Origin of the sequence: Butyrivibrio sp. INlla21 (assembly GCF_900116875.1) — a bacterium.
Classification (GTDB): Bacteria; Bacillota; Clostridia; order Lachnospirales; family Lachnospiraceae; genus Butyrivibrio.
The window spans coordinates 59891-81530 of sequence record NZ_FPCC01000005.1 but is presented as its reverse complement, the minus strand read 5'-3'; the positions used below and the strand labels follow the sequence as shown (position 1 = coordinate 81530).

General features: G+C 43.8%; 18 protein-coding genes, 8 tRNA genes and 1 riboswitch. Of the genes, 17 read left to right on the top strand and 9 right to left on the bottom strand.

Going from position 1 to position 21640, the window contains the following annotated elements; genetic code table 11:
* Positions 1–86: 86 nt before the first annotated feature.
* The 11 genes from BM377_RS04000 to BM377_RS03950 all read left to right on the top strand — a co-directional run bounded on the left by BM377_RS04000 (position 87) and on the right by BM377_RS03950 (position 4434).
* Positions 87–160 (top strand) — tRNA-Arg (locus tag BM377_RS04000).
* A 74-nt stretch (positions 161–234) separates the two neighbouring features.
* A complete protein-coding gene (locus BM377_RS03995; protein WP_092244075.1) occupies positions 235–1383 on the top strand; it encodes a THUMP domain-containing class I SAM-dependent RNA methyltransferase in 1149 nt (382 codons plus the stop codon).
* 6 nt (positions 1384–1389) lie between these two features.
* Complete coding sequence (locus tag BM377_RS03990; RefSeq protein WP_092244072.1) at positions 1390–2424, top strand: N-acetylmuramoyl-L-alanine amidase; 1035 nt, start codon at positions 1390–1392, stop codon at positions 2422–2424.
* On the top strand, positions 2421–3041 hold the full coding sequence (rdgB, locus tag BM377_RS03985; RefSeq protein WP_092244068.1) for an RdgB/HAM1 family non-canonical purine NTP pyrophosphatase: 621 nt from the start codon (positions 2421–2423) through the stop codon (positions 3039–3041). The genes BM377_RS03990 and rdgB overlap by 4 nt, the downstream gene beginning before the upstream one ends.
* 21 nt (positions 3042–3062) lie before the next feature.
* The gene (locus BM377_RS03980) at positions 3063–3542 is read left to right on the top strand and encodes a metallophosphoesterase family protein (RefSeq protein WP_092244065.1); all 480 of its coding nucleotides are present in this window, start codon (positions 3063–3065) and stop codon (positions 3540–3542) included.
* Positions 3543–3627: 85 nt separating this feature from the next.
* Positions 3628–3702 (top strand) — tRNA-Pro (locus BM377_RS03975).
* Between the two features lie 33 nt (positions 3703–3735).
* A tRNA-Gly gene (locus tag BM377_RS03970) sits at positions 3736–3806 on the top strand.
* Positions 3807–3974: 168 nt separating this feature from the next.
* A tRNA-Arg gene (locus BM377_RS03965) sits at positions 3975–4048 on the top strand.
* Positions 4049–4131: 83 nt separating this feature from the next.
* Positions 4132–4205 (top strand) — tRNA-His (locus BM377_RS03960).
* Between the two features lie 47 nt (positions 4206–4252).
* Positions 4253–4324 (top strand) — tRNA-Gln (locus BM377_RS03955).
* A gap of 37 nt (positions 4325–4361) precedes the next feature.
* Positions 4362–4434: transfer RNA gene (locus BM377_RS03950), tRNA-Lys, on the top strand.
* Between the two features lie 115 nt (positions 4435–4549).
* On the opposite strand, the gene BM377_RS03945 is transcribed toward BM377_RS03950, so the two are convergent.
* The 4 genes from BM377_RS03945 to BM377_RS03930 all read right to left on the bottom strand — a co-directional run bounded on the left by BM377_RS03945 (position 4550) and on the right by BM377_RS03930 (position 9777).
* Positions 4550–5194: a DUF4867 family protein gene (locus BM377_RS03945; protein WP_092244062.1), complete on the bottom strand. Its 645-nt coding sequence runs from the start codon at positions 5192–5194 to the stop codon at positions 4550–4552.
* Positions 5195–5338: 144 nt separating this feature from the next.
* Entirely contained in the window at positions 5339–6715 is a 1377-nt protein-coding gene (locus BM377_RS03940; protein ID WP_092244059.1) for an MATE family efflux transporter, read from the bottom strand.
* A gap of 95 nt (positions 6716–6810) precedes the next feature.
* A tRNA-Leu gene (locus BM377_RS03935) sits at positions 6811–6891 on the bottom strand.
* Between the two features lie 78 nt (positions 6892–6969).
* Positions 6970–9777: a transglycosylase domain-containing protein gene (locus BM377_RS03930; RefSeq protein ID WP_092244056.1), complete on the bottom strand. Its 2808-nt coding sequence runs from the start codon at positions 9775–9777 to the stop codon at positions 6970–6972.
* A 97-nt stretch (positions 9778–9874) separates the two neighbouring features.
* On the opposite strand from BM377_RS03930, the gene BM377_RS03925 reads away from it, so the two are divergent.
* A complete protein-coding gene (locus tag BM377_RS03925) occupies positions 9875–10507 on the top strand; it encodes a YigZ family protein (protein WP_092244053.1) in 633 nt (210 codons plus the stop codon).
* Between the two features lie 56 nt (positions 10508–10563).
* On the opposite strand, the gene typA is transcribed toward BM377_RS03925, so the two are convergent.
* A complete protein-coding gene (gene typA / locus BM377_RS03920; protein ID WP_092244050.1) occupies positions 10564–12402 on the bottom strand; it encodes a translational GTPase TypA in 1839 nt (612 codons plus the stop codon).
* Positions 12403–12567: 165 nt separating this feature from the next.
* Positions 12568–12741, top strand: a riboswitch (Lysine riboswitch).
* A 106-nt stretch (positions 12742–12847) separates the two neighbouring features.
* Here typA and dapA point away from each other — a divergent pair.
* Genes dapA through hisA form a run of 3 tightly spaced genes read left to right on the top strand, consistent with a single transcriptional unit; the run spans position 12848 to position 15334 of the window.
* The gene (gene dapA / locus BM377_RS03915; RefSeq protein WP_092244047.1) at positions 12848–13732 is read left to right on the top strand and encodes a 4-hydroxy-tetrahydrodipicolinate synthase; all 885 of its coding nucleotides are present in this window, start codon (positions 12848–12850) and stop codon (positions 13730–13732) included.
* Between the two features lie 58 nt (positions 13733–13790).
* Positions 13791–14546, top strand: coding sequence for a 4-hydroxy-tetrahydrodipicolinate reductase (gene dapB, locus BM377_RS03910; RefSeq protein ID WP_092244044.1), 756 nt, complete (start codon positions 13791–13793; stop codon positions 14544–14546).
* 11 nt (positions 14547–14557) lie between these two features.
* Positions 14558–15334: a phosphoribosylformimino-5-aminoimidazole carboxamide ribotide isomerase gene (gene hisA / locus BM377_RS03905; RefSeq protein WP_092244040.1), complete on the top strand. Its 777-nt coding sequence runs from the start codon at positions 14558–14560 to the stop codon at positions 15332–15334.
* 168 nt (positions 15335–15502) lie between these two features.
* Here the strand turns inward: hisA and BM377_RS03900 are convergent, their stop codons facing one another.
* Complete coding sequence (locus BM377_RS03900; RefSeq protein ID WP_013281837.1) at positions 15503–15703, bottom strand: cold-shock protein; 201 nt, start codon at positions 15701–15703, stop codon at positions 15503–15505.
* Between the two features lie 213 nt (positions 15704–15916).
* Between BM377_RS03900 and BM377_RS03895 the strand changes: the two genes are divergently transcribed.
* Positions 15917–16204, top strand: coding sequence for a YerC/YecD family TrpR-related protein (locus tag BM377_RS03895; RefSeq protein ID WP_092244037.1), 288 nt, complete (start codon positions 15917–15919; stop codon positions 16202–16204).
* Positions 16205–16268: 64 nt separating this feature from the next.
* Here the strand turns inward: BM377_RS03895 and BM377_RS03890 are convergent, their stop codons facing one another.
* The 3 genes from BM377_RS03890 to BM377_RS03880 form a co-directional block, all read right to left on the bottom strand.
* Positions 16269–16736, bottom strand: coding sequence for a bactofilin family protein (locus BM377_RS03890; RefSeq protein ID WP_177223787.1), 468 nt, complete (start codon positions 16734–16736; stop codon positions 16269–16271).
* 16 nt (positions 16737–16752) lie between these two features.
* A complete protein-coding gene (locus BM377_RS03885) occupies positions 16753–17538 on the bottom strand; it encodes a murein hydrolase activator EnvC family protein (RefSeq protein WP_177223786.1) in 786 nt (261 codons plus the stop codon).
* Positions 17539–17742: 204 nt separating this feature from the next.
* Complete coding sequence (locus tag BM377_RS03880) at positions 17743–20196, bottom strand: glycoside hydrolase family 94 protein (RefSeq protein WP_092244028.1); 2454 nt, start codon at positions 20194–20196, stop codon at positions 17743–17745.
* 388 nt (positions 20197–20584) lie between these two features.
* Between BM377_RS03880 and BM377_RS03875 the strand changes: the two genes are divergently transcribed.
* Positions 20585–21610: a LacI family DNA-binding transcriptional regulator gene (locus BM377_RS03875; RefSeq protein WP_092244024.1), complete on the top strand. Its 1026-nt coding sequence runs from the start codon at positions 20585–20587 to the stop codon at positions 21608–21610.
* Positions 21611–21640: the final 30 nt, after the last annotated feature.

Here is a 21640-nt window from a genome sequence, read left to right as displayed (position 1 = left end):
CGCGCACATCGCGCAAACAATAATAATGTGTTGACAACTTCGCCTGCGGTGCATATAATATACTTTGTTGCCGCAGGCGACATTATGTGAGTGTAGCTCAGCTGGATAGAGCGTCTGGCTACGGACCAGAAGGTCGCGAGTTCGAATCTTGTCACTCACATCTAAGCTAAGAGAGAGCAGATTGCTGTTCTCTCTTTTTTATTATGTGATAGGAAATATGGTATACTTTTAACTATGAGAAAATTTGAACTGATAGCCCCGTGCCATTTCGGACTGGAGGCAGTACTTAAAAAAGAAATAATAGATCTCGGATACGATATAACAGAGGTTTCCGACGGTAGGATCACCTTTGCGGGAGATGCGGACGCGGTATGCCGTGCCAATATTGGGTTGAGAACTGCCGAGAGGATACTTATAAAGGTAGGAAGCTTTAGAGCGCAGTCTTTTGAAGAACTTTTCCAGGGGGTAAAAGAGCTCCCGTGGGAAGAGTATATCCCTGAGAGAGGTAAGTTCTGGGTTAAAAAGGCGTCAAGTGTTAAGAGTAAGCTCTTTAGCCCTTCAGATATTCAGTCAATTGTAAAAAAAGCCATTGTTGAACGCATGAAGCAGAGCTATCACACCGACTGGTTTAAGGAGGATGCCGAGAGCTATCCCATCAGAGTCTTTTTAATGAAAGACGAAGTGACGGTAGCGCTTGATACGACCGGAGATTCACTTCATAAAAGAGGTTACAGAAAGCTTGAGTCCAAGGCTCCCATAGCGGAGAATCTTGCGGCTGCGCTTATCATGCTTACTCCATGGCACGGAGACAGGATCTTGGTGGATCCTTTTTGCGGAAGCGGAACAATTCCGATTGAGGCAGCTATGATGGCTGCGCACATCGCGCCGGGCATGAACAGGCATTTTACGGCAGAAGCATGGACGCATATAATTACACCTCAGAACTGGCAGGATGTACGAGATGAGTGCAGGGATGAGATCATAACCGATATTGATACCGATATTCAGGGATATGACCTTGATCCGGCAATGGTTGATATAGCAAGGATAAACGCGGCAAAGGCCGGCGTTGAGAATATGATCCACTTCCAGGCGAGGGATATAGCGGATCTCAGTCACAGGAAGAAATACGGCTTTATCATAACAAACCCTCCGTACGGCGAAAGAATCGGTGAAGGAGGCGAGCTTCCTGCGCTTTATAAGACAATTGGTGAGCGATACAAGAGTCTTGATTCGTGGTCAATGTATCTTATCAGCGGATATGAGCAGGCGGAAAAGTATATCGGAAGGAAAGCCGATAAGAATCGAAAGATATATAACGGAATGTTGAAGACATATTTTTATCAGTTCATGGGGCCCAAGCCACCAAGAAGAAGCGAGTGATAAGCTATGGATAATGCAGCGATGAAAAGGTTTGCCATAAAGGCGACGGTATTCGGCGTTATATCCATTGCGGTCATGCTTCAGAGATCGGCTACCAAGCACATTATGATAACCGATGCGTCAGGTGTGACGATTGACCGCGGAACTGCCAAGGATGCCTATAAGATACTTGTTGACAGGAATGTTTCGGATTCTCAAAAAGGAAAGCTTACGATTCCTCTTTCTAAGAGCGTAAGCTCCGATGATATCGTGCTTGAGGACGGATACATGGATCACGAGCTTTTGATACACATCGACAGCAGGGAGGAAGGGTTCTACCTTGATAATGCTGTGGTGACGGATCTGGATATCTTTGAAAGTGCGATATGCTACAAAGAGAACGATACGGGCAGCGTATGCCTTGATTTTAAGCTGGATGACTTTTATGTCAATGAAAGCTCACTCACAGAGTCAAACACTATAGAGATTGAGTTTGCAAGGCCTTCGCGGAAATATGATAAGATAGTTTTGGTCAATCCTGCTTATGACGGAGAAAGCAAGGAAAGTACATCGAATACTTCCTCTTCGGACGCTGCACTTGATGTTGCAATGACGCTTAAGGAGCTTTCTGAAAAAGACAGTGATAATAATATCAAATTCTTTTTTACAAGAACGGCAGATGTTGCCGCCACCGAGCAGAAAAGAATTGATGCGATAAAGGCTTCGGAAGCGGATCTGGTCGTTGAGATCGGAACAGGCAAAGACTACGCGGAAGAAGGAGTCATATCCAGGTACAACGATATCTTTTTTACCAGAGGATTAAACAACGCTGCATTTGCGGATAAGCTTGAAAGAAACTGCGCCAAAAAAACAGGTGCGAAAGCCATAGGGATATTCGCCCTCGAGGAAGACGACAGATTCCTGATGGAATCGACCGTCCCGGGTGCGCGGATAGAAGTCGGATCTAAGGACAGCAAGTTCCTTGAATCCGCAGGATATAAGAAAAAAGCTGCAGAAGGCATATATGATGCCGTTTTGGAAGCATTTGAGGAGATGGAATGAGAATAGTATTTGCGACAGGAAATGAAGGAAAAATGAGAGAAATACGTGGGATTTTGGGCGGACTTGGCGCTGAGATCCTTTCGATGAAAGAGGCCGGTGTTGAAGGAGATATAGAGGAAAACGGCACTACTTTTTCAGAAAATTCAATGATAAAAGCAAGGGGAGTGTACGAGCTTATTAAGAACGCGGATGCCAAGGCAGCGCAGGAGACTATAGTTCTTGCAGATGATTCGGGACTTGAGGTTGATTATCTCAACAAAGAGCCCGGTATCTATTCGGCCAGATATATGGGAAGAGATACTTCTTATACCGAGAAGAACAACAATATTATCGAAAGACTAAACGGAGTACCTGATGAGAAGCGCACAGCCAGGTTCGTATGCGCGATATCGGCGGTTTTACCAGGGGGAAAAGAACTGTCTACAATAGGTAACATGGAAGGCATAATCGGCTACAAAATCGCCGGAACAGGCGGATTTGGATATGATCCGATATTCTTTCTTCCGCAGTACGGAAAGACAAGCGCAGAGATATCTGCTGATGAAAAGAATGCCATAAGTCACAGAGGAAAAGCACTTAGAGAGATGGCTGAGCTTTTGAAGGCGGAGCTTGTTTAAAATCCTTAACGGGAGAACGGTATGCACAAGTATTTGATGGTGAGTGATACTCACGGAAGAGATGACAATTTTTATATGGTCCTTGATATAGAGGAGAATCTTGACGGGATAATCCATTGCGGCGATTTTGAAGGCTCAGAGGGCAAGTTTGCCATCGCCGCAGACTGTCCGGTGTATTTCGTATCCGGCAATAACGACTTTTTCTCTACGCTTAAGAGAGAGCTTGATTTTACGCTGGATGGGCACAGCGTATTCTTAACGCACGGGCATATGTACCTTGTATCCATGGATCTTGAGAATATCAGAGCTGAGGGTTTGTCGCGCGGAGCGGAGATAATATGCTTTGGGCACACACATAAGCCTGTAGCCAAGACTATGGGCGGAGTTTACGTCTTTAACCCCGGAAGTTTGTCTTATCCGAGACAGGAGGGAAGGAGACCGAGTTACATCATCCTAACCATAGACGGAGACCGAATTGACGCTGAAATCAAATATTTATAATTGATAAAATAGTTGTTGACAAGCTATCGAGAATCATTATATAATAAATCTCGCGTTACGGCTTAAGCCACAACGGCGAAAGAGACGGGGTGTGGCTCAGCTTGGCTAGAGCACCTGCTTTGGGAGCAGGGGGTCGCAGGTTCGAATCCTGTCACCCCGATTAGGAAGCCACCGTATCGCAGACAGAATACACGCGGGTGTAGTTCAATGGTAGAACACTAGCCTTCCAAGCTAGATACGTGGGTTCGATTCCCATCACCCGCTTTGAGTGGAACACCTACTGAGGTTTTTCACGAAGTTGGTGTGAACCATGGGCGAACACTTAGTGAGGTTTTTTCGAACTTAGTGAGAGTCCCAGAGCAGAGCACCATTCAAGATTCTCTCGAGTTTAGTGAGAATCCCAATGCAGAGCAAGCATTGCTCTTTTACCGTGTGTCCGTAGCTCAGCTGGATAGAGCAACGGCCTTCTAAGCCGTGGGTCGGGGGTTCGAATCCCTTCGGGCACACTTCTTTTTTATTAAACAGGGAGCATTATATGTTTCCAAATTGAACACATGACATTGCAGTAAACCATGTGTGACCATACATGGTGGCTATAGCGTAGTTGGTTAACGCGCCAGATTGTGGTTCTGGAGACCGAGGGTTCGAGTCCCTCTAGCCACCCGCTTGTAATTGCTACAGCGGAATATGCTACTATGCTTTTACAACATTGGGCTATCGCCAAGTGGTAAGGCACAGCACTTTGACTGCTGCATACGAGGGTTCGAATCCCGCTAGCCCAGTTAGCGTCGAATCTCGTCGCGCAATTGCATAATATATGGGATATTAGCTCAGGTGGTAGAGCACTTGACTTTTAATCAAGTTGTCGGGGGTTCGAATCCCCCATGTCTCATGATTTTAAACCGCTCAGACAATGCGTTTGAGCGGTTTTTATTTTGTTTGTGTCATATTTTCAAATGAAAAAGGCCATGGAGCATCGCTTCCATGGCCTTGATTTATTTATATAATTACTTCAGATCTCCTGCGATGTCGATGTTCACACCTGTGATACCTACTACAGCGCCGCCCTTAGCCTCTGATGACTCTTCGTGAGCAAGGAGCCACTTGTTTGTAGCTGTAAGGAGTGTATCCTCTGTGTTGGCAGGCTTGAAATCAGGCTTACCTACGTTTGTTCCCTTAGGAAGTCCTACAAGAACCTGGAAGCCGGAATCTTTACTTGCCTGGCAAGGAGCATAGTGAAGTGCTGTTGCGTATACTTCGATCATAACGCCCTTAGGGCAAAGGAATGCTTTAACCTTGCTTGAATCAATCTTGTGGTCTACGATCTCTTCTCTTTTTGCAAGAAGAAGGATAAAGTCTGTAGAGCCCATGTTGATCTCGCTTGAACGATGATACTCAAGACAGTTGAGCTTGGTGTTGTGTCCGTTGCACCATCCAAACTGCATGGGTGATCCGCCAAAGAGGCTGTTTGTGATAACATCTGCAGCGGGAAGTGACTGAAGAGCAGGCTCCTCGGCAACATAATCTGTGCCCTCCGGAATGGGAGTCTTATCTCTTAAAGCCTCCATGATCTGCTTCTTTTCTTCTTCGTAACCCTCGATGATCCTTCCGTAGTTTGTAAACTCGGGATCAGTAACATTATATATTTTCATGCTTTCTCCTTTCAGACCGCTGTCTGTGCGGTATTGTTTCCGTAAATACAATTATGAGAATGCTTCTCATTTATCCATTGTACCAAAAGAAGAAAGAAAGCACTAACTACTTTATGACTTAAATATCTCAGTTTTTGCGCTTCGTTAAGCTGCGTTCTTGATGCGCTTTTTTGTAAAGTACAGGTAGTAAATAAGGAACAGTATGGAAGTTACGATCCACGTGATGGGATAGCTGGCTTCGACCGTTTCAACCGTCTTGAATATAGGGAAGGCCGTTAATATCCATATAACACGAAGTGCGCATATTCCGGAAAGAGTTATTATCATCGGAATAAAGGCTGAACCCATGGCTCTGAGTACACCTGAGAATATCTCAACAGATATGTACGTTACATAGAAAGGAACCAGGAATCTGACCATCTGAATTCCAATGCTGATGACTTCGGCGCTGTCTTTAATAAATATCCTAAGCAGTATATCACTGTAAAAATACATAACTGTGCTAAGCGGTATGGTAATAAGAAGAGCAATGACAAAGGCGTATCCGGTGCTCTTTTTTACACGGTCGTATTTGCCGGCTCCGAAATTCTGTCCCGCAAAGGTTGTAACGGAAGTTCCGATCGCATTTACAGCCATCCAGAATACAACATCAATCTTGCCGTATGCTGCCCACGCAGCGGTATAATCAATTCCGAGTTCGTTGATCGAAGTCTGTATAAGTGCATTTGAAAAAGTGTACATTGTTGACTGAATGCCTGCCGGAAGCCCTATCCTGATTATCTTGGTGAACATTTGCCTGTCAAAGCGGATCTTGTGTAGAACCAGCTTATAAATATCATTGCTTCTTATAAGCATTGTAACGACAATAACGGCGCTAAGGAGCTGGCATAGTATAGTTGCAACGGCAACACCGATAACGCCCATTTTGACGCTCATATAGCCCATTTTAAGGACAACAACGAAGAACAGGTCAAGGCCTACGTTGGTAAAGCAGCTGATTATAAGAACTATAAGCGGCCTTTTGGAGTCGCCTACGGCTCTTAAGATACCGGCTCCCATGTTGTAGACAAGGTTTGCGGTCATACCCAGGAAAAAGATCCTAAGATAAATGATAGAAGGCTCTTTTATACGTTCAGAGGTCTTCATAAGTGAGATGACATTTGGGGTGATAGCAAAGCCTACAATCGTTATTATGATACCGCCGGCGATAGCAATTGCCATGGCGGTATGAACGGCTTTTTCAACCTCTTTTTCCTGTTTGGCGCCGAAAAACTGAGCTATGACAACGGTTGCTCCCGATGACAAGCCCATAAAAAATCCGACGAATATATTTACGATAGTGGCAGCGGAACCGCCGACTGCGGCAAGACCGTCTGCGCCGACTACGTTACCGACTATAACGGCATCGACTGTATTGTAAAATTGTTGAAAAAAAGCGCCAACCAAGAGGGTGACGAAATAGACAAGCATCCCCTTGAAAATAGGGCCTTGAGTTATCTGATTGTTATTAGACTTTTTCATAAAAAATCTCCCCGACTCATTGAAAAAACAATGGTGTCTGTAATAAAGAATTGTAACAAAAAAGTGGAAAGCTGTATATATGCTTTCCACTTTACTGCGGATGACAGGACTTGAACCTGCACGTCGGAGACACTAGAACCTAAATCTAGCGCGTCTGCCAATTCCGCCACATCCGCTTATTGTCGCCCTTTCGGGCGACAACATATTTGATTATACATAGATTGAACTATGTTTGCAACTGAAATTAAAGCTTTTTAGTTACCTGCGGCAACATCCTCAGGGATAGGAGCGGGGGTAGGTTGTCCGGGTGGTCCGGGCGGTGCCGGAGGAGCTCCATTTGGATCACCACCTTCTGCGGCTTGAGCAGCGGCTGCTTCTGCAGCTCTTCGCTCCATTTCGGCTCTTTCACCTGCGAGTATGCCATCTATACCATCTTGCTGCATAAACTCATTTGTGTGGTGACAAGTGTTCGGAACTTGAACCGTGTTACCTTCTTCATCAGTTGTTGTAGTATATGCAGAGTTATCTTGAACGCCATTTACATACAACCTTGCAACTTCCGGTGGAGGAGCAGGGTGAGTTGCAACAACACCCTGAGTCTTAAACGGACACCATTCTGAAGCGGGACGACCATCGAAAGCGCATATCTCGCCCTGATAGTGAACATCGCAGGTTTCAGTAGGCTCTGTACCTTCTACAAACAACTCGGTAGTGAGTGTTCCGTCGCAAACGCCGGGAATAGGAAGCTTTCCGGATTCGGAGCAAACAGTTGCTTTAACCAAGCCTGATGAAGGCTGAGGGAAGTCTGATGAAGGAAGATCTTTGTGAATCTCTTCCATTACAGCTCTCCACATTTCTTTAGAAAAGTTCTTTTCTTTTGAAGATTTAAGCTTTTCATTATTATCAAAGCCGGTCCAAGTTGTTGCGGTGTAATAGTTTGTATAACCTGCAAACCATACATCGTTATAATCGGTTGTTGTACCTGTCTTACCTGCTATAGGAGTAGTTCCGAAATTAACCGAAGTACCGGTACCTTGTGATCCCGATACAACGCCTTTCATTGCGTCTGTCAGTATGTATGCGGCTGCCTCTGATATTACACGTGTGGATTCGGGAGCTTCATTATCAAGAAGAACCTCATATCCGCCGTTCTTATCAGGCTGTAACACCTTGGTATAAAGCTTGGGCTTAATATATTCACCGCCGTTGGCAATAGTAGCAAAGCCGGCGTTTAGTTCAACGTTAAGGACACCTTTTGTAAGTCCTCCGAGAGCGGTTGCAAGATGAATATCGTTGACAGCCTTGTCACCCTTATAGCCTTCTTCTCCGACTATTGTAGTGAAGCCCAATTTCTTAAGATATTCATATCCCAGCTCAGGTGTTACAACTGCATACATCTGAACTGTCGGAACGTTCGCAGATCTTGCGATCGCACGTCTTGCAGTGTACCATTCACCGTTTGAGGATCCCCACCAGTCTCTTACAACTTTTCCACCGGGGGAGTATGCCGTAGGAACATCCTGGAATACAGAAGCAAGTGTGATCTTACCGCTGTCGATACCGGGGAGATAAGTTGACATAATCTTAAATGTAGATCCCGGCTGTCTCGGAGAAGCGGTTGCTCTGTTGAAAGCTCTGTTATCTTCCTTTTCACCTCTTCCTCCGATAATGGCAACTACGTGACCTGTATGTTGATCCTCGATGGTCAGCGATACCTGAGGCTGAGGAATAATTCTTACATGAGGATCACCTACTACTTCATCGCCCTCTTCAACTACACATTCCTGGTAATAATCAGCACAGTCCTGTGCAGCTTCTCTTGAGTCAAAGAGTCTGTTAAAGCCTTTGCTTGTATATGGAGTATCATGTGATTCATCTTTGAAGTAAACTTCAAGCATTTCAGAACTGTAATTCTGAGTTGAGCCATCTGCCTTCTTTACAGTAAGAGCAAAGTTAAGAAGATACTTGGTTCCCGCAGGATAGATCTCTTCGTTAGCATATACTCTGTCACAGATCTCCTGAATATGAGGATCCTGTGTTGAAAGGATCTTAAGACCGCCACTGTACAATTTGGCTGTAGCCTGCTCTTTGGTCATTCCAAGCTTATCCTGGAAATCCTTAAGGAGCTGATCGATAAGAGCATCATCAAACCAGGTATTAACCGCGTTGTCTTCATTAGATTCTTCGTTTACGGTCTGAATACGTGAATAAACATCATCGGCTTTGGCCTGATCGTATTCAACCTGAGTGATATAACCCTGTTCAACCATTTTTTGAAGAACGATCTGTCTTCTTACGGCGTTATTATCCGGGTTGTTGATAGGATTGTATCTTGTGGGAGCAGAGGTGATGGCTGCAATTACAGCACACTCAGAAAGAGTGAGCTCTTCCGCGTGCTTATTAAAATATCTTCTTGCGGCCGCCTCAACACCCAGACAGTTCTGGCTAAGGTTGATCGTATTTAAGTATTCGGTAAGAATCTCATCTTTGCTATATTCTTTCTCAATCTGCATAGCAAGATATTGTTCCTGAATCTTACGTTTTCCTTTTTGAAGAAGATTGGTTTCTGTAACCCAATCTGTAAATACGTTATTCTTAATGAGCTGCTGAGTAATGGTACTCGCACCCTGCGAAGCATTACCGGAAGTGATCACTTTAAAGCCGGCACGAATGATACCTTGAATATCAATACCGTTATGCTCGTAGAATCTTTCATCCTCGATCGCAACAAAAGCGTGTGCCAGGTCGTCGGGAATCTGCTCTCTGCCGATTGGAATTCTGTTGGAATCTTTTGCTACAAGCTTACGAGTGGCATTACCGTCTTTATCGTAAACAAAAGTAGACATTCCCTTCGGAGAAACGTCAATATCACCAACATCGGGAGCAGTATCTTTGATACCGTTAAACATACCTATACCGGCACTTGCTCCAATGATCATTACTCCTATTACTGTTGCCAAGAGGAAACAAAATCCGAAAAGACTGAACTTTTTTCCCCATCTATTGGTACCTGAACTGATGGCTTTCGCCTGATTCACGATACCTCTCTTTCCATAGTTCATATGATAACCTCTCTGTAAAACCAATTTAACTTGGTAATTATACCATGAAATCCACATATAATAAAGAAATGAGAACAAATATGATATACTGATACCTATGAGCGAGATAAAATCCTATAAAATCACAACTAAAGACGGCACGGGAGAGATCGTTGAAAAGAAATCGCGATTCATAGCGCACGTATTCGGGGTTAAGTCGGTTTCCGAGGCGGAAGAGAAGATCGCAGAGATTTCCAAGAAGTATTGGGATGCGCGTCACAACTGCTACGCCTATGTTATCGGAAAGAACAGTGAGAACACGAGATGCAGCGATAACGGTGAGCCTTCCGGAACGGCCGGTAAACCGATATTGGAAGTGATAACGGGCGCGGGACTTACGGATACACTCATTATCGTGACCAGATATTTCGGGGGAGTGCTACTTGGAACCGGCGGACTTGTAAGAGCGTACACACAGGCGGCACAAGCAGGAATCGCAGCATCCGAAGTCGGAGAGATGATCTACTCACAGCTTCTTACTTTGGAAGTTGACTACAATATGATCAACAATGTTCAGTACTATCTTACGCAGAACGATATCAAGATAAATGAACCTAGATACGCCGAAAACGTACAGTATGATATCTGTGTAAAAGAAGAGGATGCTGATAGGATAAAAGACGGCCTCACGCAGAAGTGCGAAGGAAGAATAAAGATAACAGAAGGAGATAAAGGATATTATATCTTCTGACAAAGATGAATATAAAAAACACGTGGAAGGATTAAACTTTCCACGTGTTTTATTTTTTACTGTTGTTTGTTTTTGAAACCGGCTCTTTTTCTCAGAGTGGGATCAAGGATTCTCTTACGGATACGAAGGCTTGTGGGTGTAACCTCCAAAAGCTCGTCGTTATCAATAAACTCGATTGCCTGCTCAAGAGACATGATCTTAGGCGGAACAAGACGAAGTGCTTCATCCGATGAAGAAGTTCTTGTATTGGTAAGATGCTTGGTCTTACATACGTTAACCTCAACGTCCTCAGTCTTTCCGCTGGTACCGATTACCATACCGGAGTAAACCTTGTCGCCTGTCTTTATGAAGAGCTGTCCTCTGTCCTGAGCATTGAAAAGACCGTATGCTGTAGCTACGCCTGTCTCAAATGCGATAAGAGAACCTGTTTTTCTGTAGTTCATATCTCCCTTGTAAGGAGCATATCCGTCAAAAATAGTATTGATGATACCGTTACCCTTGGTGTCGGTCATGAACTCGCCTCTGTAACCGATAAGTCCGCGTGAAGGAATGTTGAACTCGATACGAGTGTATCCGCCGTTTCCGGCACCCATGTTTACAAGCTCACCTTTTCTTTCACCGAGCTTCTGGATAACACTTCCCGAGAACTCGTCGGGAACATCGATGTAGCACTTCTCCATAGGCTCAAGCTTCTTGCCGTTTTCATCTGTGTGATAGATAACCTCGGCCTTACTTACCGCAAACTCAAAGCCTTCACGTCTCATTGTCTCAATAAGAACGGAAAGGTGAAGCTCACCACGGCCTGAAACCTTGAAGGTCTCTGTTGTATCTGTGTCTTCGACACGAAGTGAAACGTCGGTGTTAAGCTCTTTATATAATCTGTCACGAAGGTGACGTGATGTAACGTATTTACCTTCCTGTCCCGCAAGAGGAGAGTCGTTGACAATGAAGTTCATTGAAATAGTAGGCTCTGAGATCTTCTGGAAAGGAATAGCGATCTGATTATCAACCGAGCAAAGTGTGTCACCTATCTTGAGATCTTCGATACCTGAGATGGCAACAATAGAACCGATCTTGGCTTCCTGAACTTCAACTTTTCCGAGTCCGTCGTACTCATAAAGCTTACTGATCTTGGTCTTGATACGTCTCTCGGGCTCGTGGTGGTTAACAACAACAACCTCCTGGTTAACCTTAACTACGCCGTTATCAACCTTACCTACACCGATACGTCCAACGTACTCATTGTAGTCGATGGTGCTGATAAGAACCTGTGTGCTCGCCTCGGGGTCACCCACGGGAGCGGGAATATAGTTGATAATTGTATCAAGAAGCGGCTTCATATCTGTGCCCTGCTCGTCGACACTAAGTGAAGATGTTCCGGCCTTTGCGGAAGCAAATACGAAAGGACAGTCAAGCTGATTGTCGTCTGCACCAAGGTCCATAAGAAGCTCAAGAACCTCATCGATAACTTCGTTGGGACGAGCCTCGGGACGGTCGATCTTGTTGATACATACGATAACGGGAAGTCCAAGATCCATTGCCTTACCAAGAACGAACTTAGTCTGGGGCATGGGGCCTTCGAAAGCATCAACAACAAGGATAACACCGTTAACCATCTTGAGAACTCGCTCAACCTCTCCGCCGAAATCAGCGTGGCCGGGAGTATCGATGATGTTGATCTTGATATCCTTATATGTAATTGCTGTATTCTTGGACATGATGGTAATTCCACGTTCTCTTTCGATATCGCCGGAATCCATAACTCTTTCCACAACGTCCTGACCTGTACGGAAAACACCACTCTGCTTCAAAAGACCGTCTACGAGCGTTGTCTTACCGTGGTCAACGTGGGCGATAATTGCAACGTTTCTTACATCATTTCTCGTTTGCTTCATAAATAACTCCTTTATATAAGAAAAAACATATCGTTTACTTTTCAAACTAAAAAAGTATAACACGCGTTTTTTTCATATTCAATATAAAATTACTCAGAGAGATATCTTCTTATTGTAATGTACATTGTTGACAGAGCATTCACACTGGTGTAGTATAGGTTAAGCAAGTTAGATAGAGGTTGCGTGTTTTATCAGTAGCTTTGCCGATGTGTCAGGAGCAAGAGACGCTAAGCGAAAGGAGAATACGCCGAAAGGGTCGGTGACCTGATAACCGAGGCCTTGGGTATGCAGTTAAGAGCTGCATAACTGTCATCATTAGGATGGGGCGCTATCAACATTTTTCTTTTATTATCAAAAGAGATTATGTTACCGACTCATTCTGAGTCGGTTTTTTTATCTAAACACGGATAAAAGCGTTCAGAACCTAGCCAAGAAGGAGGATTATATGGCTATATTTAAGGGAGCCGGCGTTGCTATCGCAACACCATTTAAAGACAACGGAGAAGTTAACTACGAGGAGTTTGGAAGACTCATTGAGTTCCAGATCGAGAACGGAACAGATGCCATCATCGTATGCGGAACTACAGGTGAATCCGCAACAATGACAGAAGAAGAGCATATGGACGTTATCAAGTACTGTATCGACAAGGTTGCTAAGAGAATACCTGTCATCGCAGGAACAGGTTCCAATTGCACTGAGACAGCAATTCAGCTTTCCAAGCTTGCGCAGGAATACGGCGCTGACGGACTTCTTGTTGTTACACCTTACTACAACAAGGCAACTCAGAACGGACTTATTGCACACTTCACAGCTATTGCCAATGCTGTTGATATTCCTATCATTCTTTATAACGTACCCAGCAGAACGGGATGCAATATTCTTCCCGAGACAGCTGTTAAGCTCTGCAAGGAGAATAAGAATATCGTTGGTATCAAGGATGCTACAGGTAATATTTCTCAGACAACAAAGATGATGATGCTTGCTGAGGGTTGCATCGATCTCTATTCCGGAGAGGATGATGAGATCGTTCCCATTATGGCAGTTGGCGGTAAGGGTGTTATCTCTGTTCTTTCCAACATCGCACCCAGACAGACTCACGAAATCTGCGCTAAGTGCTTTGAGGGTGACTATGAGACTGCAAGAGAGCTCCAGTTCAAGGCTTACCCCCTTGTGAAAGCTCTTTTCTCTGAGGTTAATCCCATTCCCGTTAAGAGCGCACTTAAGCTCATCGGCTTCAATGCAGGATCTCTTCGCCTTCCTCTTACAGATATGGAGCCCGAGAATGCCCGGAAGCTCGAAGTTGAGATGAAGAAATACGGACTTATCTGAGATTGATTTTGCCGGTCATACCGGTACTGAATAATGTTTATAAAGGTGGAAATGCAAGATGACTAAGATGATCATGCACGGCTGCAACGGCCGTATGGGTCGAGTTATCATCGGCCTTGTCAAAGAAGATAATGATATAGAAGTAGTTGCAGGAATAGATGCATTCGGCGAGAACAATTATGAGTTCCCCACATTCAAGAGCCTTTCCGACTGCAATGTGGACTGCGACGTTATTGTAGATTTTTCAAATGCTTCAGCAGTGGACGGACTTCTTGATTACTGCGTAGCCAAGAACGTTCCGGTTGTTCTGTGCTCTACAGGACTTTCGGATGAGCAGCTTTCCAAGGTAAAAGATAGCTCGGCTAAGGTAGCTGTTCTTAAATCAGCGAACATGTCTGTCGGAATCAACGCTCTTCTTAAGGTGCTCAGCGAGGTATCTCCTTTGTTTGCGGCAGCAGGCTTTGATATTGAGATAGTAGAGAAGCATCACAACCAGAAGCTTGATTCACCCAGCGGAACAGCTCTTGCACTTGCAGACAGCATCAACGAGTCTCTTTCCAATGAGTACGATTACGTATATGACAGAAGTCAGAGAAGAGAGAAGAGACCCAAGAAGGAGATAGGCATCTCTGCTGTCAGAGGTGGTACTATTGTAGGTGACCACGATGTTATTTTTGCGGGTCACGATGAGGTAGTAACTCTTTCTCACAGAGCATATTCAAGAGCGGTATTTGGAAAGGGCGCCATTGAGGCTGCCAAGTTCCTTGCAGGAAAACCTGCCGGAATGTATGATATGGCAGATGTACTTGCGTAAGGAGTTAAGCTATGAGATTCAGACCTTGTATTGATATTCATAACGGAAAAGTAAAACAGATAGTAGGAAGTAGTTTGCGTGATGAAAAAGACTCTGCTTCCGAGAACTACGTATCAAGCAAGGATGCCGTCTTTTATGCAAGAATGTACAGAGAACACGGACTTACGGGAGGACATATTATCCTTCTTAACCCCGTGGGAAGTCCTTTTTACAACAATACCAAAAAGCAAGCGATCGAAGCACTTAATGCCTGCCCCGGTTTCCTTCAGATAGGAGGCGGTATCACTGCCGATAACGCAGCAGAGTTTATCGAAGCCGGAGCGACACATGTGATCGTGACATCTTATGTATTTAAGAACGGTAAGATCAGCTATACCAATCTGAAGAAACTGGTCAAGGCTGTAGGAAAAGAAAAGATTGTTCTGGATCTTTCATGTAAATTATCTGAAGGTAAGTATTATATAGTTACCGACAGATGGCAGAAGCTTACAGATGTTGAGCTATGCAAGGATACACTTGATGAACTTTCACAGTACTGCGATGAATTCCTAGTACATGCTGCTGACGTGGAAGGTAAGCAAAACGGTATAGAAGAGAACGTTGCTAAGGTTCTCGGAGACTGGAGCAAGATACCCGTAACCTACGCCGGAGGCGCAAGGAGTATAGACGATATCAAGAAGCTTAATAAGATCGGTAACGGCAAGGTTGATGTTACTGTGGGAAGCGCACTTGAGATCTTCGGTGGCAACCTCAAGCTTGAAGATGTTATTAATGCTTGTGCTGATTGATATTAAAGATTTATCGTTTTATTGAATAAATATGGAACGCAAAAGAGCCATCCGACATATGTCGGATGGCTCTGATGATTAATCATTGTTACAATCTTGCGAATTCAAAATAAATCTATTTTAAATAAGGCACTTTGTAGTCTGATTAATTAAGCTTTAAATCTCGAATTAAAGCTTGTTTACGTTTACGGCCTGAGGTCCCTTTTCACCCTGGATTACATCATACTCTACAGAAGCGCCTTCCTCAAGAGACTTGAAACCTTCCATGTTGAGTCCTGAATAATGTACGAATACATCATTTCCAGCCTCGTCTGAGATGAAACCGTAACCCTTCTGGTTGTTGAACCACTTAACAGTACCTTTGTTCATTGTAATACCTCCACATAAAAATAAAAAAATAATCGTTCAGTTGTCTATGACAACAAATTTATAATATCAAACATATGTACAAAAGTAAAGCAGATAATATAAATCTTCCCCTATTTACTTTAAAAGTTTAGAGTGATAAAATATTTATGTGTGAAAGTTTTATTAACGTAATATAGTTAATTTCACAAACCAAATTTGGAGGAAACGGCAGATATGAATAAAAAAATCAGAACAGATGCAGTAGATCACCTGTTTGACGCAATCTTATGCCTAAAGAATAAAGAGGAATGTTATAGCTTTTTTGAAGACTTGTGTACGGTAAACGAGCTCCTGTCTCTTTCACAGAGATTTGAGGTTGCTTCGATGCTCAGAGAGCATAAGACATATCTTGAGATTGCCGACAAGACAGGTGCTTCAACCGCAACTATCAGCAGAGTCAATCGCTCACTTAATTATGGCGATGACGGATATGAGTTGGTATTCGGAAGATTACAGGATTGAGCCAATAATTAACGCCGCTGTGGATATATTCCATAGCGGCGTTTTTTATATTCTGATATCTTTATTATTTATCCTTGTTCTCATCGTCTGAAGAGTTTTCATCTGATGATTCTTTTTCGGATGCCATTCTTTCTTTTGCAATCTCTGCAGAGCTCTTATCAAGGCCTGTCATATCGCATCTTCCCTGGAAGATGGCGTTTTCATCAATGATGATACCTTTACATGTGATATCTCCGATAACCTTACCTGTATCACTGATCTCAACCTTGCCCTGGGGTGCAGATACGTTTCCGTTTATCTCACCTGCGACATAGATGTTTACACCTGAAGCTGTTCCGATGATCTTGCCGGTCTGTCCGACTATGAGAGCACCGCTTATTGTAACGTTACCCTTGATTGTTCCGTCAATTCTTGTAGAGTCCTTCGTGGTAAGCGGACCGTCGATCACAGCACCGGGACCGATGATGGTTCCAACCTGTTCAAGTAATGTGCTCTCAGGTATGTCAGTTTCTTTTTTTGCATTTCCAAACATTCGTAAATCCTCCATTTTAACCGTTTATCTCTATGAGCTCCTCCGGGTTTATATAATTATCATCCTTCTGGATCTGATAACCCAGTTTGGTGTTGTTACCGTCTATAACAAAAAGTATATCGCCACGATCCACTTCATCGCCCTCAGAAACAATCGGTGTACCTGAATTGCGATAGATGGAAATATATCCGTTGCCGTGATCTATGGATACGTAATTGCCGAATTTGGCATCTGATGTGACACTCAGTACCGTTCCCGTACCTGCAGCGATAATATTGTTTCCTTCTGCAGCGGAGAAAAGAACCAATGGATTGCCTTCTTCTTCATTGGAAGCTCTGTCTTCAAATTTTGTGATATTGTTGGAATCAACGTTATCTACAGCCAGATCCATGTTAGCCTTTCCTGTAAGAGGGAAGCCTGAAGGGATGGCATTGCTCTCAGCTTCTTCAGCGGATTGCTGCTCGTTTTCCAGTCTCATGTTCAGTGCTGCACGAAGCTGCTCTGCCTCATTGCTGAGAGTATCATTGGTGGTTGTAAGTCTTTCATTCTCTGTAGTAAGAGTCTGAATCTGTGACTTCTGATCGACCTGGATCGATCTGAGGTTGCTGATGGTCATCGCGGAAAAAATTATATAGCAGATCAAGATTAGACCGATGGCAAAGGTTGAGTAAGCCAAAACCTGAGTCTTGAAATGGTCTAAATGGAGACGTTTAGTCGTTCCGTCTGAGTCTCCCGAAATAACCATAAAAGTATAATTTCTTCTGTGTCTGTGTTTTCTGGGCTTAGTCATATCTGCGCTCATATTCACCTCCGACTCAACAACGTATTTTACCATATTTGAAAGGGTGTTCGCAACTTTTGGACTCTTCGGGTCAAAAGAGAAGGCCGCGGAAAGGCGTATTTTAGCGGGCTTACGGGCAAAAAAAGACCCTGCCGAATTTATGAGATCCGACAGGGCAAAATGTATTAAACAAGAGTAAAAATATCGAAATACTGATTGTTAAGATCAACCCATGATAGCTTCTACAGTGTATTCCTTAACGCTCTCATCGTAAGGGATGATATTTCCTTCAATTTCTTTACCGTTTACGACAAGCTTCTTGATACCCTTCTCGGCACCGTTCTGCTTAACGCTGATGTTGTATGTTGCACCACGGTATTTTCTTGTGAGTGAGAAATCACCAAAGTCAGCAGGCACACAAGGATTGATTGAAAGACCGTTGTGTGTGGGATATACGCCAAGGATATACTGTGATATGTTGACGAATGTCCAAGCTGCTGTTCCTGTAAGCCAGCTGTTCTTACCCTGACCGAAGAACTTAGCATCCTTACCTGCAACCATCTGTGAATATACATAAGGCTCTGTGCAGTGAATCTCGCTGATATCTTCAATGTATGCAGGGCATGTCTTCTTATAGATCTCGAATGCTCTGTTACCGTGTCCGAGAACAGTCTCGGCAATTGATACCCAAGGATTGTTGTGGCAGAAGATACCGCCGTTCTCCTTGTATCCGGGTGGATATGAGCTGACTTCACCGAGTTCAAGGTGATACTTGGTATAAGCGGGCTGGAAGATCATTACTCCGTACTTGGTATCAAGTCTTTCTTCAACGCTCTTAAGAGCCTTGGCTGCAAGACCTTCTTCAACACCGATTCCTGCAAGTACACAGAAGCCCTGAGGCTCGATGTAGATCTGACCTTCTTCACATTCTTTTGAACCAACCTTGTTGGAATATGCATCATAAGCTCTTACGAACCATTCGCCATCCCATCCGGCTGTGCATGTAGCATCATAAACTTTCTTAACTTCAGCACGAGCTCTTTCAGCCTCTGCATTGTCGCCGAGGAGTTCTGCGAGCTGAGCGTACTCTTCACCGTACTTAACGAACATTCCTGCGATGAATACTGATTCGGCTACAGGACCTTCTGAAGGACCGAATGTCTGGAAAGACTCTCCGGGATGCTCTGAGAAGCAGTTGAGGTTCAAGCAGTCGTTCCAATCGGCACGTCCGATAAGAGGAAGACCGTGAGGACCCTTGTGAGTAGCTGTGAAGTTGAATGAACACTTAAGGTGCTCCATAAGTGTCTTGGCAACACTCATATCGTTATCGAAAGGAACCATTTCTTTAAGGATAGAAAGGTCACCTGTTTCTCTTATATATGCACTTGTACCTGCGATGAGCCATAAAGGATCATCGTTGAAGCCTGAACCGATGTCGGAGTTACCCTTCTTGGTAAGAGGCTGGTACTGATGATATGCACTACCATCCTGGAACTGAGTTGAAGCGATATCAATGATACGCTGTCTTGCTCTGTCGGGAATAAGGTGAACGAATCCGAGAAGATCCTGACAAGAATCTCTGAATCCCATTCCACGACCGATACCTGACTCATAATAAGAAGCAGAACGTGACATGTTGAATGTTACCATGCACTGATACTGGTTCCAGATATTAACCATACGGTCAACCTTCTCATTGGAAGATGATACATGGTAAATAGTAAGAAGATTCTTCCAGTAATCGTTGAGCTCTGCAAGAGCCTTGTCTACAGCTTCAACAGTCTTGTAATTGTCAAGCATCTCGAATGCGCGCTTCTTGTTGATCACGCCGGGAGCTTCCCACTTCTCATCCTGAGGATTCTCGATGTATCCGAGAGTGAAGATAAATGTTTTGGATTCGCCGGGAGCAAGCTCGATGTTGATCTGCTGTGAAGCGATGGGTGACCATCCGCTTGCGATTGAACCTGTGCACTTGCCGTCAGCAACAACATCAGGGCTGTCGGGACCGTTGTATGCACCAAGGAAAGCGTCTCTGCTTGTATCAAATCCGTCAACGGCTGTGTTAACGCCGTATACCGCATAGTGATTTCTACGCTCTCTGTACTCTGTCTTGTGGAAAATTGCAGAACCGCCGTTTACAACCTCTACTTCACCGATGCTGAGGTTACGCTGGAAATTCTTCATATCATCGTCTGCATTCCAGAGACACCATTCTACATAAGAGAAAAGAGAAAGCTTAGCAGCAGTGTTCTTGTTGTTGGTTACAGTGATCTTGGAAACTTCGCAGTTATCATTCATGGGAACGAAAGTAAGGAGTTCTGCCTTAACATCGTTCTTGGTAGAAGTGAATTTGCTGTATCCAAGTCCGTGACGACACTCATAGCTGTCAAGAGCAGTCTTAACGGGCTGCCATCCCGGATTCCAAATAACTTCATTAGATGAATCGGTTGTATCCTTAATATAGAAGTATTTACCGTTGTTGTCATAAGGAACATTGTTGTAACGATACCTTGTAAGTCTTAAAAGCTTGGCATCCTTGAAAAATGTGTATCCGCCACAAGTGTTGGAAATAAGTGTAAAGAACTCCTTGTTTCCGAGATAGTTGATCCAAGGAAGAGGAGTCTTGGGCGTTGTGATGACGTACTCACACGCCTGATCGTCAAAAAATCCGTATTTCATACTTACCCTCCAGTTAACTTAAACGTTTTCGGAAATATATACGCACATTATATATGGTAATCTGCAGTAATGCAACATAAAAATTGATAAAAAACAGAGCTTGAAAACCGCATAGATACTGAATGTTGCAGAAAAAACTCCAAAAATGCCGTCAACCATGAGGGTTACAGGGGATGAATACGAAAACGTTTAATTAAAATAGCAATAAAACAGGGACAAACATAAAAGAGAATCGTAATAATAGATAAAAAACCAAAAGAATTTTTGGTAGAATCAGACAAAAATGTATAAGATGCACAAAAAAACAAGCCGTTCATATTGCTTTTGACGGGAAAATGATGTATATTGATTTCACGAAAACGATTAAGTACAGAGACGGGAAATTGATATGGCTAAGAGGAAAGTTTCACTAAAAGACATATCCATAGCCTGCGGGGTGTCGGTTGCGACTGTTTCGAAAGCACTTAATGATCATCATGACATCGGTCAGGAAACTAAGGAACATATAAGACAGGTTGCCGAGAGTTTGGGGTACAGACCCAACGCTGCAGCACAGGCTCTTAAGACAAACAGGACCAACAACATCGGAGTGTTGTTTGTGGATGAGGCTAACAGTGGTCTTACTCATGATTACTTTAATCACGTTCTTAACAGTTTTAAGAACACGGCTGAGGAGAATGGATTTGATATTACCTTCATCAATGGAGGTAAGGCCAGGATCAACAACATGTCATATTTGTCTCATGCAATATACAGAGGCTTTGACGGAGTGGTTATCGCTTGTGTGGATTTCTTCGATCCGGAAGTTGATGAGCTGGTCAAGAGTAGTATTCCCGTTGTTACTATCGACCATATCTTCTATAACAGAATCGCAGTTATATCGGATAATGTTAACGGTATGAGAGAGCTCACCGAATATGTGTGCAGTCAGGGACACAAGAAGATAGCATATGTGAGAGGCGTTGAATCATCCGTTACACAGAGCAGACTTGCAAGCTTCTATAAGACACTGCAGGAACACGGAATAGATATTCCGGATGAATATGTAGTAATAGCTCCGTATCGTGATACGGATGCAGCTTATGAAGCTACCAATAAATTGTTGAATCTGCAGGATCCTCCGACATGTATTTTTTACCCGGATGATTTTGCCGCGCTCGGTGGCATCAATGCCATCAGAGACAGAGGGCTTAAGATCCCCGATGATGTATCCGTTGTAGGATACGACGGACTTGAGATTTCAAGCCGCCTCACACCCAAGATGACAACCATTGTTCAGGACAGTGAGAAGATCGGTAAGATCGCAGCCACCAAGCTTATAGATCTTATCAACAATCCTAAGGGAACACTTATAGAACAGATTGTTGTTAAGGGAACGCTTGAACCGGGAGCTTCGGTCAAAAAACTTAATTAAGGTTTAAGACGGCGGAGAGCTGTTTTAAAT